We start from the raw sequence: 12420 nt of genomic DNA, 5'->3' as shown, positions 1-12420 counted from the left end.
CCGGCCAGCAGGGGTTCAGTCACCGGGGTCAATGTGGCGGCTCGCCCTCAGGTAGTTCTGCCCAATGTCAGGCTGGAAGTCCGGGGCCGGTGCGGCGTCCACCGCGACGGGCCAGGCCGGGCGGTTGCCGCCGAGCGCCCAGGCTGCCTGCACGGCAGCGCCCCGGGCGACGTACTCCCCGGGGCGGGGGATCACGACCGGCAGGTCGAAGACCTGGGCCGCGACGGCCTGCACCGCCGGGTTCTGCACGGCGCCGCCGATCAGGAGGAGACGGGTTGCGGCGCCCCCTTGCCCGCGCAGGGCATCCAGTCCGCCGGACAGTCCGCACAGCATGCCTTCGATGGCGGCCCGGGCAAGGTTGCTCCGGGTGCTGGAGGCGATGCTGAGTCCATGGAGGCTCGCTTTGGCGTGCGGCAGGTTGGGCGTGCGCTCACCTTCGAAGTACGGCACCAGCACCACTCCCCCGGCACCTGGTTCGGCTTCGAGGGCAAGACGCGACAGTTCGTCGAAATCCACGCCCAGGATGTCTGCCACCGAGCTGAGCACCCGCGCCGCGTTCAAGGTTACGGCGATGGGCAGGTACTCGCCGCTGGCGTCCGCGAAACCTGCCACCGTTCCGCTGGGATCGGCGACGGCCTGGGAGGCCACCGAGAATACCGTGCCGCTGGTGCCCACCGACACCACGACGTCTCCGGGCTCCGCGCCCAGTCCCAGGGCGGCGGCCGCGTTGTCCCCGGCGCCGGCGCCGAGCAGGATCCGGTGCCCTGACGCCACCGTGCCAGAGCCAGCAGCGCCGGCCAGTTCCGCCGTGCCGGGTCCGAAGCAGTTTGGGTGGATCGCTCCGGGGGTGTCGCCGGGGCCGAGAACCCGCGGCAGAACCACGGTTCCGGCTTCTCCTGGCCCGGCGTTCCCGGTGGCTTCCCTGGCGTCCCGGCCGAAGGCAGCCTTGAACAGTCCAAGGTCGTACTCACCGGCCGAGGGGCTCCAGTAGCCGGTTCCGCTGGCGTCCGAGCGGTCCGTGGTGAGCTGTTCCAGGTCCGGGCCCAGCGGGCTGGAGGATGCCGGGCCGTAGCCGCGGAGCCGCCACGTCAGCCAGTCGTGCGGCAGCGCGACAGCCGCCACCCGGTCCGCCAGTTCCGGCTCGTGGTCCCGGACCCAGCGGACCTTCGTAATGGTGAAGGAGGCCACCGGGACCAGCCCGGTCCGTCGGACAAAGTCCTCCGCGCCCACTTCGTCTGTGAGTGCGGCCGCGGCCCCGGCCGAGCGGGTGTCATTCCACAGCAGGGCCGGCCGCACCACCTCACCGGCGTGATCCAGCAGCACCATGCCGTGCTGCTGGCCCGCCACCGACAGCGAACTGACGTCCGCCAGCCCGCCGGCGTCGTCGAACGCTGCGGACAAAGCCCGCCACCAGTGGTCCGGGTGCACTTCCGTGCCGTCCGGGTGGGCCGCGCGGCCCTCGCGGACCAGGGTGCCGCTGCCGGCGTCGAGGACCACCACCTTGCAGCTTTGGGTGGAGGAGTCGACGCCGGCAACAAGGGTCATGGGAGCAGCCGCCACGGGATCAGCGGGCGCCGAGCAGGTGCTCGATGAACAGCTGCTGCAGCTTCACGAAGCCGAAGCCCTTGCCGCCGAAGTAGGCGTCGGCGTCGAAGTCCTCGTAGGAGGCGCGGTCCGCGCGGAGCTGTTCGTAGCCCTCGCCCGGGTTGAGTGTGGGCTCGTTGATTTCTGCGACGCGCGAGGCCTGCAGCGCCGCCTGGACCTCGGGGTCGGCGCGGAAGGCCTTGGCGCGTTCCTTGAGCAGCAGGTAGGTCTGCATGTTGGCGGCCGCGGAGTCCCACACGCCGTCGATGTCCTCGGTGCGGCTGGGCTTGTAGTCGAAGTGGCGCGGACCGTTGTAGGCGGGGCCGCCGTCGGGGCCGCCGTTTTCGAGCAGGTCCACTAGGGAGAACGCGTTCTGCAAATCGCCGTGGCCGAACACCAGGTCCTGGTCGAACTTGATGCTGCGCTGGCCGTTGAGGTCGATGTGGAAGAGCTTGCCCTGGTAGAGCGCCTGGGCGATCCCGTGGGTGAAGTTCAGGCCGGCCATCTGCTCGTGCCCGGTTTCGGGGTTGATGCCCACCAGTTCGGGGCGCTCGAGCGTTTCGATGAACGCCAAGGCGTGGCCCAGGGTGGGGAGGAGGATGTCGCCGCGGGGTTCGTTGGGCTTGGGCTCGATGGCGAACCGGATGTTGTAGCCCTTGTCCGTGACGTAGTCGCCCAGCAGGTTCACGGCCTCGCGGTAGCGTTCCAGGGCGCCGCGGATGTCCTTGGCGGCGTCGTATTCGCTGCCTTCGCGCCCGCCCCACATGACGAAGGTTTCGGCACCGAGCTCGGCGGCGAGGTCGATGTTGTCCAGCACCTTGCGCAGGGCGAAGCGCCGGACGCCGCGGTCGTTGCTGGTGAAGCCGCCGTCTTTGAAGACGGGGTGGCTGAACAGGTTGGTGGTGACCATCGGGACGATCATCCCGGTGGACTTCAGCGCGCCCGTCAGCCGGTCGATTTCGCGCTGGCGGTCAGCGGCGGAGCAGCCGAAGGGAAAGAGGTCGTTGTCGTGGAAGGTGATGCCGTAGGCGCCGAGGTCGCTGAGCCTGTTGACGGCCTCAACCGTGTCCAGCGGCGGGCGGGTGGCGGAACCGAACTGGTCCTGGGCCTCCCAGCCCACCGTCCAGAGGCCGAAGGAAAACTTGTCATCACGGGTGGGCTGAATCGTCATTGAATGCTCCGAGGGGTAGATGTGACTGTTTGCGGGCTCAGAATGAATTGTTCTAGAGACAAACATATTATAGATTTCTGTGGTGTCAACCACATGCTTGTCGTTAGATTCGAACTGATCCGCTGTACTGTAGCGGTTCTTAGGGGCACGTGTTATGTTGTGATTAACAGCAAATTGACAGCAAGTACGGCAGCCATCGAGGCAGCCGACAACGCAGCCCATCCACAACCGATACGCAAAGAGGCCCCGGAGTGAAGGATTCAACCGTGATCGATCAGATGGTGACCGGGCGCAACTGGGCGGGGAACTACTGCTACCGGGCCCCGCGGATAGCCAATCCGGCCAGCGTGGCGGAACTTCAGGAATTGGTCGCCGGCGCCGGGAAAATCCGCGCGCTGGGGTCCCGTCACTCCTTCAACGACATCGCCGACACCTCAGGGACCCTGGTGGTGCTGGATGGGCTCGACGCCGGCATCAGCATCGACGAGCAGGACATGACCGTTACCGTCGGCGGCGGCACGCGCTACGGGACGCTCGCGGCCGAGCTCCAGCACCACGGCTTCGCCCTCCACAACCTCGCCTCGTTGCCGCACATCTCGGTGGCGGGAGCTGTTGCCACCGCCACGCATGGCTCCGGCGATGGCAATGGCAATCTCGCCACGGCTGTGGCGGCGCTTGAGCTGATCACCGCCGATGGCACCGTGCTCACGGCCCGCCGCGGCGACGCAGACTTTGCCGGCATGGTGGTGGGGCTTGGGGCCCTGGGCATCGTGAGCCGCCTGACCCTGGACATCGAGCCCAGCTTCGAGATTGCGCAGAGTGTCTTTGAAGACTTGGACTGGGAACAGGTCTTGGCGAGCTTCGACGACGTCACGTCCTCGGCTTACAGCGTGAGCCTGTTCACCGACTGGAGCGGGGGCACCGTGGGCCAGGCGTGGCTCAAGAACCGCACAGACCAGGCGGCGCTACCCGCCGGATTGCCGGAATTTTTCGCCGGCACCCCGGCCTCCCAGGCGCGGCACCCGCTGCCCGGGGTGACGGGAAGCAACTGCACCCAGCAGCTCGGCGTTCCCGGTCCGTGGTCCGACAGGCTCGCCCACTTCAGGATGGAGTTCACGCCCAGCAAGGGCGACGAGCTGCAGAGCGAATACCTGATCCCCCGGGAGCATGCCGTGGCGGCCATCCGCACTATGCGGAGACTCTCCGACGTCGTCACTCCCCTGCTCCTGGTAGGGGAAATCCGCACCATCGCGGCAGACGATCTGTGGCTCAGCCCAAACTACGGCCGGGACGGGATCGGCCTGCACTTCACCTGGCGCCAGGACGAGCCCGCGGTCGCGGCCATCCTGCCGCTCCTTGAAGCGGAGCTGGCCCCGTTCGCCGCCCGGCCGCATTGGGGCAAACTGTTCCACGCCGGGGCCGCCGGCCTCGCCCCGCTGTACCCCCGTTTTGCAGACTTCACCGCCCTGGCCGGCCGGCTGGATCCGGCCGGAAAGTTCCGCAACGCGTTCCTGGACCGCACCGTGTTCGGCCGCTGATAGTCTCACGATGATGCCTCCACGTACCCATGCTTCCGCGTCTGTGAGCGAGCCGGATCCGTCGCGCCGGAACAATCTGTCGCTGCTGACCTCCCTCGTCCATCACCGTGGCGTCCTCAGCCGCGCCCAGCTGACCCGGCACACGGGGCTTAACCGCTCCACGGTCGGGACGCTGATCGGTCAGCTCGTCTCCCTGGGCGTGGTCTATGAAACGGCGCCCGCCGGCGAGGGTCAGGTGGGCAGGCCCAGCCCGGAGGTCCATCCAAGCCCTTCGGTTGCGGCGCTGGCCGTCAATCCGGAAATCGACGCTGTGACCATCGGCCTGGTCAGCCTCGGCGGGAAGGTGCAAAAGAAAATCCGCTTCGAAACCGAACGGATACCGAGCGCCCGGGAAGCGGTGAACATCGCCTCGGCTGTGATCGCCGGAATGCGCTCCGAACTGGATGCTTCATACCGGATCACCGGCATCGGTGTGGCCGTGCCCGGGCTGGTCAACCGCGACGACGGCGTCGTGCGGCTTGCACCGCACCTGGGCTGGCGCAATGAGCCGGTCGCCCGGATGCTGAGCGAGGCCACCGGCTACCCGTGCCAAGCCGCCAACGACGCCTCCCTGGGCGCCGAAGCCGAGCTGATTTTCGGGGCGGGCGCCGGGCAGGAAAACCTCATCTACCTCAACGGCGGCGCGAGCGGCATTGGCGGCGGGATCATCGCCGACGGACAACTGCTCCGGGGGGCCTCTGGCTATGCCGGGGAACTCGGCCACACCTTCGTCCGCACGGGAGGCAAGACCTGTCATTGCGGTGCCACGGGCTGCCTGGAAACCGAAGTCTCCCAGTCCCGCCTCCTTGAATTGGCTGGCTTGACCCGCGGAGACACCGCGGACCTCGAAAAAGCCCTCGCGGACAGCAGCAGTCCTGAGGTGAACGACGAAGTCAACCGCCAGCTTCTCTATCTGGGCCTAGCCCTGCGCAATGCCGTGAACATTTTTAACCCCGAGGCAATCGTGCTGGACGGGTTCCTGGGGACGCTGCATGCGCTCGCGCCGACGTCGTTGAACGGCACGCTGCTGTCCCAGGCAATGGACGGTCCCGCGGGCCAGGTCAAAATCTACCGGGCGGCGCTGGGTTCCGATCTGATGATGATCGGGGCTGCAGAGCTGGCCTTCACCCAGTTCCTGGCGGATCCCGCGGGTCTCGGCACCGCCACCGGCGCCGTGCCCGCACCCGCCTCACAGACAGGCTGACCGTGCAGAACAAGACGATGCAGAACAAGTCCATGTCACCGATGGGTGAGCAATACGAGCTGCAGGCCGCTCTGGGAGGCCGGCGCCAACGAGCCGTCGTGACGGAAATCGCTGCCAGCCTGCGGGCTCTCGAAATCGACGGCGTCGCCCTCCTGCAGTATTACCCCGCCTGGTCCGCACCGCCGTCGTGCGCTGGCTGGATCCTGGTGCCCTGGCCCAACAGGGTGGCTGGCGGGAAGTGGACCTACGACGGCGTTCCGCAGCAGCTGGAGATCACCGAACCCGGCAACGGCAACGCCCTGCACGGGCTGCTGTCCGGCGCCGCGTACAGCGTTGCGCACCGGACGGAGGACAGCATCACGCTGGCGGCCGGTGTTACCCCCGCACCGGGCTACCCCTTTGAACTCGAGACGGCGGTCCGCTACCAACTCACGGCGGACGGTCTTCTTGTCAGCCACAGCCTGACGAACACCGGCAGCCGGGCCGCCCCGGTCGCCGTCGGGGCGCACCCCTTCCTCAAGCTGGGGACTGTGCCGACGGAGGACCTGACGCTGTTCATCAACGCCGACACCCACATCGAGGTCGACGAACGGCTGAACCCGACCGGCGCCACCGCCGCCGTCAGCGGGACCCGGCACGATTTCCGGGCGGGGCAGCGCGTGGGCGACGTCGCCCTCGACGACGCGTGGAGCGACGTCCGCCGGGAATCGGATGGCAGCTCGCTCCACTATCTGGAGGCCCCGGACGGCAGCCGGGTGCAATTGTTCATGGATGCCTCCTTTGGCTATGTCCAGGCGTTCACCACAAGTGTCTTTCCCACCGACGGCGGCCTCGTCACAGCGGTGGCGGTGGAACCGATGACGGCCCCGGCCGATGCCTTGAACAGCGGTGAGGGGCTGCGCTGGTTGGCGCCCGGCGAGACGTGGCACCTCAGCTGGGGCATCCGCTACCAGCTGCCCTGATAAGCCCGCGACTTCGCCGGAACCCTGCGGTCTCGCCGGAACGTTCCGGCGAACCGGCAGGATTCCGGCGAATTCGGACGGGGGGGCGCGTGCCGCTAGCCGCGTCTCCGGGCGCGGGCCGGCGCGTCCTTCCCGAACCAGGCGCTGACCAGCAGCCACACGGACCACACCAGGATCAAGACAATCCCGGCCAGGATGGGAATGGCGTTCGCCGGGGAGAAGCCTTCGGCTCCGACAACCCAGCCCTGGGCTACATACGCCAGCCCGGAAAGCGCCATGAGATAGCCGATCAGCCCGGAGACGCGGTGTGCCCCGACAACCACGGCACCGGTCAGGAGCAGGGCCGCGCCCAGCACGAAGCTCTGGTAACTGCGCACACCCCACTCGAGCCACCGGATGCCCTCGGCGGTCGCAAACCGGGCGGTTTTCTCCGGTTCCGCGGCGGCAGCCCAGGCGTCCACTGCGTGCTTGAGGGCAACGCCGTCGACAGCCTGGAGCGAGGCATACAGGGCCAGCGCGGCGACCGCCGCCACAACGCCGAACCGTGCCGCCCAGGCCATGACCCCCTCCGGCGCTTTCAGGACCACCAGCAGGACCAGCAGCCCTGAGATGAGAAGCGCCATGCCAGCGAACTGGCCCAGGTGGACCGCTGTCCAGATGCCGCTGCGGGCGTACTCCGCGAACGTGGCCGGGTGGTCGTTCGCGCTGGCAGTGTCGGCGTGGAACAGTCCAGCAATCACCGACACCGCGAAGCCGGCAAACGCCAGCGTGGCGGCAAGGCGCAAAGGTGCGCGCAGTCCTGAATGCTGGTCCGGTCCAGCTGACGCGGCTTGCCGCGGGGTGTTGCTGTCCTGCGTTCCGGACATCCTCATGTGCGCCGCCCGCCTCGTGCCGTGCGCGCGGGCGAAATACCCGCGCCTGCTTTGCTTGCCATATAAACGCGCAGGCTACGCCGATTGCGCGGGCGAAGCCACGGACTTTGGACCTTGGACGGGCACATTGCGGACGCTCCCGAGTCCCGACGCGCCCCCCGTGCACGAATTCGCCGGAGAACTGCGGGTTCGCGGGAACTTTCCGGCGTACTGGCAGGCTTCCGGCGAATTCAACTTTGCCCGGCCACAGCTGCCGGCCACGGCACCGCCGACGATCTGAGCACCGTGCGCCCGTCAGTGGCCAAGCTGGGCAGCGAAGCGCGCAATGGCGTCTTCCGGCGTTGGAGCGGGACCGAAGACTTCTGTCTGGCGGCTCGTGTTGGCCACGTACCGGCCGGTGCCAAACCAGGCCGCCATGGCTCCCATGTCCCTCATACGCGAGCCGGACTTTCCTGAGATCTTGCCTATCCTGAGGAGCAGTCCGGTGGGAAGGGAGAGCACCCCAATTTTCTTGTTTGCCAGCCGTGACGCCAGTTCAGCGCCTTCCTGCATACTGATGGGGCGCGTCCAGCCGATATCGATGCGTTCCCCGTCGGCGATGTCCGCGTCGACGGCTTCGGCGAGGTAGGTCGCGAGGTCGCTGGTCAAGACGAACGTCAGGGGGACGCTCTTGGAGCCGAGCCAGATGATGCGGCCCTTCTCGAACGGGTCACCACCAAGCCGGGCAATCTGGTCGAAAAATGCTCCGGGGCGCAACGCGACGAACGGGACACCGAGTTCTTCGAGCTTGTCCTCGGTGAGCTTCTTGCGCCAGAAATGCGGCACGCCGGGTGTCTGGTCACTCGTGAGGATGCTGGTGAGCACAAAGCGCGGCACCCCGGCCTTGCTCGCGGCGATGGCAAGATTGGCGTTGCCACGGGTGTCGATCTCGTCGGCGTTCTTGTTCTTCCCGGTGTAGCCGGCCGCCGTCGTGATTACCGCCGCGGTGCCGGTCATGGCGATGACGAGGGAATCGAGGTCGAGCATATCGCCGCGGGCTATCTCGACGTCCTTGGCTTCGAGTTTGGCCGCGTCCGAGGTCGGGCGCACAAGGGCGCGCACCTTCTTGCCACGGGCAAGGAGCCGGTCGACCACCTGGCCGCCGAGCCATCCCGTTGCACCAACCACCAGGACAGGTTCCTGTTCAGACATTGTTTGCTCCTAGATTGACAGTTTCCCCTGAGCTGCGCCTAGCCAGCCCCGTTCCAGAGCCGCCGCCACCAGGACCGCGTGGGTTCCGGCTCCGGCGGGGCTATGGCGGCCGCGGCAGCCCGGCGCCCCCGCCAGCGCTCCAGTTCGACGTCGACATCACGCGTCTTGGTGATCACGGGCGGGCCACCCTGGAGCTGCCGCCGGGCATCGATGATTCTGGCGTTGAAGTCCTCCACGATCTCGCGGACCTGCTTTTCGCTGAACTGAGCATCGAGACGGGCATCGAGCTCGGCGTCCTCGGTGCGGAGCAGGATCGCCTTCGGGCCCAGGCCGGCGATGTTCTCCCGCTGGATCAGGCCCTTGACCCACCAGTCGGGGTCATACGCCTCGCCCAGGCCGGGAATGGGTTTGCCGGCGTACTTGAGGTTGTCGAACTTGCCCTGCGCCATGGCGTCCCGGATCAGGTACTCGGCCTTCGCGGCGTCGTCGATCTTTGCGCGCTTTTGCCGGAGCTCTTCCTCGGCGGCGTTGAGTGCGTCGTTCTCCTGGGCGGTGCTGCCCGACGCCCGCACCGCCCGGAGTTCCGCGGCACGCTCCACCCGGCGCCGGAATGCGCTGCCGGAACCGTCTACCCCGCTGCTCATCAGCCACCACCGTCCTCACCTGCCGGAATCGCGGATCTGCTTTCCAGTATGCGGAACAGCCGGGCGGTGGCAAAAGGTCCGTTCGGCGGTATCGCCCCGGGGGGCCGGGCCCGGCCGGGCCGCACGCCCCCGCCGCGGCGGGATCCTTACACGCCCGTAACCCGGTGTTAACCCAGCCGTGCGAAGCTGGGGACTTCTGGTAAAACTAAGCACCCTTCCCATCCCCTCTGCACCGCAGATCTCAAGGAGTTGCAGCCGTGAACAGCCAAAACCGCAGCGTGTCCGGAAACTCCCAACAAACAAGCGTCGAGCAAGCGCCACAGGAACAGAGCAGCACGCACGTCACGCATGTCCGCGAAGACGTGGCCATGGCGGGCCGGTGCGCCAACGTCCACCTGCCCACCGGTCGCACCTGCACGCTGCCCGTGCGCCACCCGGGCTCGTGCAACTTCGTTGGGCCCCAGGACGCGGAGGACGTCGCAGTCCACTAGACGCAGTCGGCTGGACCACAATCACTAGAACACAGGCCCTGGATCAGAAACCCGGCGCCAACGCAGGTTTGCGCAAGGATTACGGCGGACCCAGCCGCGGCGTCGCTGCGGGGGCGTTGAGGGTCACGAGACGGTGGCCGCCTCAGGCCCCTTCGAGGCAGAGGATGAAGCCGGGAAACACGTGCCGGCCGGGGCGTCCGCCCGCCTCGTCGATGGCGCGGCGGATTTCCTGGAGCTGCCCGACGGTCATCTGCAGCGGTGGTTCGTCGGGCTGGTAAGTGGTGAGGACCGGATAGTCGACGCCGGGTTCCCGCGACATTTCGATGTGGCAGCCCAGGACGTGGGTGACGGGGTGAGTGCTGCAGAACCCGATCAGCCGGTCGATGGTGCGGACAAACGCGGGCCAGTCGTGGATGTAGAGCCGGCCCGGGTAGACCGTGTCTCCGGTGAGGAGGAACCCGGTGTGGGGATCGTAGAAGGTGATCGCCGCGTTGTGGTGCCCCGGGCTGGGCCAGCACTGCAGGACGCGCCCGCCCAAATCCACCTGAGCCGGCAAACCGGCGTCGCCGCCAAACCCGCCAAACCCGTCGTCGCCGTTGGCAGTAACGGAAGCGCCGGCGTCGCCGGAAGCGCCGGCGTTACCGGAAGCGCCGGCGTCGCCGGAAGCGCCGGCGTTACCGGAAGCGCCGGCGTCGCCGGAACGGCCGGAAGCGCCGGCGAATCCGAAGAATTCCCACGCGCTGTCCCGGTCCGCGTCCACCACAACGGTGCCGGGGCGGCCGGCGAACTGGGCGTCCCCCGCAACATGGTCCCCGTGCGGATGGGTATGCAGGACAAGGAGTTGGTAGCTGGGGCGGGGATGCGCGGCAAGCCAGGCGTCCACGAGGCCGTCGACCACGCGGCGCAGCGGCAAGAAGCCCGGGGACGCCGTGGCGCCCGTATCGATGAGCACCGCCCGGGCGTTGCCGAACAGCAGGAACATGAACGGCGCTTCATAGTTGACCGCCATGTTCTGGCGCAGGATGAACGTGTGCTCGTCGCAGGCATGGACCTGGATGTCCGGGTCGGTGTTGTGCTTCGCGGATTCTGACCCGTGGATCCAGGAAACGTCCAGATCACCGGCACGGGGTTGGCCTGCGGTGAAGTCGATCAGGTCCGGGGGCGTCTCCATGCGTTCTCCTGTGCGTCGGCGCTGGTGGCGGGGTGCGGCGGCCGCCAGGTCCGCAATGACGCACCAACACTCCATGATGACCGGTTCCGACGGCGCCGGCGACACCCACACGCCGCGGATGGGCAGTTCGCGGCCGGTGCTTACACCGCGACGCTCTGGGCGTCGGCGTCCGGATCGGGAACGGCGGTGTTCGACTTCCGGGTCAGCGGAATGCGGACATCGCGCCTCGGCCCGGCCGGCCACCTCGCGAGAATCCCGGTCGTGGATGCGCCGGGTGGCAGACTAACGCTTCGCGCGGGTCGCAGGAAGGGCCAATAGGCTTTTTCCCAAGCTATTCCCAATGTGCCGTGATTACGTTGTATGGATAACCGGGATTCGGCTCTCGTCTGCCTTTCAAAGGAGCATTGGCGATGGAAAAGGATAGGTCTCACGACGTTGTAGATCTGGGAATGGCACTTCTCACTACGTTTGTTCACAATGACGCACAGGGATACACCGCGATGACCAAGGACCTTCCCGGGGGTGATTCCGAAGCTATTGCCGGGCTCGGCAGGGTAGGCGAACTGCTGGTCGGCATAATCGCCGAGATGCTGGGGGCGTCCAAGGAAGAATCTGTGCACCGGATTGCTGCGGCCCTTGCTGGTGCTGACTGAATCCGTGGGCCGTTGCCCGGATCCTCGCTGATCCCCTGATCTTCTCCGGACTCCACGACATGCGTCGCGGTCTGTTGGCGCCGGTACTCGTCACCGTTGGGGGCCAGTGCCCCGCCCATTTCGTCCGCGTGGCGGCCAAGAACGGGACATCACGGCGCTGGAGGAGCTGGGCCAGGTGGCATCGGTGCCGGGCGGCGTCCGGCTCGCGGATTGGACCAGCCAGGAGCCGCCGCGGGAGCGGGAATTCCGTGCCCAGCTGGAGCTGCCGCGCAAGCAGGCCATCGCGGAGCTCGCGGCACAGTTCGTGGAAGATGACATGGTGGTGTTCCTCGACGCCGGAACCACCTGCCAGTCCGTGGTGCCGCATCTCGCCGGCCGCAAGAACATCACGGTGGTCACCAACGACTTCTATGTGGTGACCAGCCTCTTCGCCTACTCGCAGGTGGAGACCATCCACACCGGCGGCGTGGTGGACCCGGCCAGCGCCTCGAGCTGCGGCCAGATCGCAGCGGACGCGGTCAAGGGCATCAACATTGACCTCTTCTTCCTCAGCACCGGCACGTGGAACATGTCCCGCGGTGTGACCACGCCCTCGATGGACAAGGTGGAGATCAAGCTCGCCGCCTTGGAGGCGTCGTCGTCGTGCTTCCTGCTGGCGGACAGCACCAAGTTCGGCACGGTCCCGAAGTTCCGGGTGGCTCCACTCGGCAAGCTGGATGCCGTGGTCACCGACAGCCAGCTCCCGTTAGAAAGGGACTGCCCCGGCTTTTGTTGACTCGGGGTCTTAGGCCGCTGTGAGCGCGGTCCGGTTGATTGTTTCATATTCGATGGGCGTGAGTTTTCCCAGCCGTCTTTGCCGTCGCCGGCGGTGGTAGGTCCTTTCGATCCAGGTCGTGATTG

Annotated in this window: 12 protein-coding genes; 6 read left to right on the top strand and 6 right to left on the bottom strand. The window is 67.3% G+C overall.

Translation table 11 applies throughout. From position 1 onward, the window contains the following. Positions 1-15 precede the first annotated feature (15 nt). Complete coding sequence (locus tag AC1DKQ_RS19490; RefSeq protein WP_476885327.1) at positions 16-1545, bottom strand: xylulokinase; 1530 nt, start codon at positions 1543-1545, stop codon at positions 16-18. A gap of 19 nt (positions 1546-1564) precedes the next feature. Continuing rightward, entirely contained in the window at positions 1565-2755 is a 1191-nt protein-coding gene (gene xylA, locus AC1DKQ_RS19485; protein ID WP_476885326.1) for a xylose isomerase, read from the bottom strand. Positions 2756-3033: 278 nt separating this feature from the next. Between xylA and AC1DKQ_RS19480 the strand changes: the two genes are divergently transcribed. The 3 genes from AC1DKQ_RS19480 to AC1DKQ_RS19470 are packed head-to-tail and all read left to right on the top strand — an operon-like array spanning position 3034 to position 6498. Beyond that, positions 3034-4293, top strand: a complete 1260-nt coding sequence (locus AC1DKQ_RS19480; protein WP_476919912.1) for an FAD-binding protein — start codon at positions 3034-3036, stop codon at positions 4291-4293. Positions 4294-4336: 43 nt separating this feature from the next. Continuing rightward, positions 4337-5536, top strand: coding sequence for an ROK family protein (locus tag AC1DKQ_RS19475; protein WP_476919903.1), 1200 nt, complete (start codon positions 4337-4339; stop codon positions 5534-5536). Positions 5537-5538: 2 nt separating this feature from the next. Further along, positions 5539-6498: an aldose 1-epimerase family protein gene (locus AC1DKQ_RS19470; RefSeq protein WP_476919902.1), complete on the top strand. Its 960-nt coding sequence runs from the start codon at positions 5539-5541 to the stop codon at positions 6496-6498. 95 nt (positions 6499-6593) lie between these two features. On the opposite strand, the gene AC1DKQ_RS19465 is transcribed toward AC1DKQ_RS19470, so the two are convergent. The 3 genes from AC1DKQ_RS19465 to AC1DKQ_RS19455 form a co-directional block, all read right to left on the bottom strand. Next, complete coding sequence (locus AC1DKQ_RS19465) at positions 6594-7370, bottom strand: hypothetical protein (protein WP_476919901.1); 777 nt, start codon at positions 7368-7370, stop codon at positions 6594-6596. 294 nt (positions 7371-7664) lie between these two features. Beyond that, positions 7665-8561, bottom strand: a complete 897-nt coding sequence (locus AC1DKQ_RS19460; RefSeq protein ID WP_476919900.1) for an SDR family oxidoreductase — start codon at positions 8559-8561, stop codon at positions 7665-7667. A 38-nt stretch (positions 8562-8599) separates the two neighbouring features. After that, entirely contained in the window at positions 8600-9205 is a 606-nt protein-coding gene (locus AC1DKQ_RS19455; protein ID WP_476919899.1) for a DnaJ family domain-containing protein, read from the bottom strand. 257 nt (positions 9206-9462) lie between these two features. Between AC1DKQ_RS19455 and AC1DKQ_RS19450 the strand changes: the two genes are divergently transcribed. Further along, positions 9463-9696: a hypothetical protein gene (locus AC1DKQ_RS19450; RefSeq protein ID WP_476919898.1), complete on the top strand. Its 234-nt coding sequence runs from the start codon at positions 9463-9465 to the stop codon at positions 9694-9696. Between the two features lie 142 nt (positions 9697-9838). Here AC1DKQ_RS19450 and AC1DKQ_RS19445 read toward each other — a convergent pair whose 3' ends face one another. Next, positions 9839-10867 (bottom strand): MBL fold metallo-hydrolase, encoded by a 1029-nt coding sequence (locus AC1DKQ_RS19445; RefSeq protein WP_476919897.1) that lies wholly within the window; start codon positions 10865-10867, stop codon positions 9839-9841. A 449-nt stretch (positions 10868-11316) separates the two neighbouring features. On the opposite strand from AC1DKQ_RS19445, the gene AC1DKQ_RS19440 reads away from it, so the two are divergent. After that, a complete protein-coding gene (locus AC1DKQ_RS19440; RefSeq protein WP_476885318.1) occupies positions 11317-11520 on the top strand; it encodes a hypothetical protein in 204 nt (67 codons plus the stop codon). A gap of 106 nt (positions 11521-11626) precedes the next feature. Continuing rightward, positions 11627-12295, top strand: a complete 669-nt coding sequence (locus AC1DKQ_RS19435; RefSeq protein ID WP_476919896.1) for a DeoR/GlpR family DNA-binding transcription regulator — start codon at positions 11627-11629, stop codon at positions 12293-12295. Positions 12296-12420 lie beyond the last annotated feature (125 nt).

The organism is Arthrobacter sp. 05L421 (assembly GCF_056397785.1).
The sequence above is the reverse complement of the archived record's forward strand: the minus strand, read 5'-3'. Positions and strand labels throughout refer to the sequence as shown.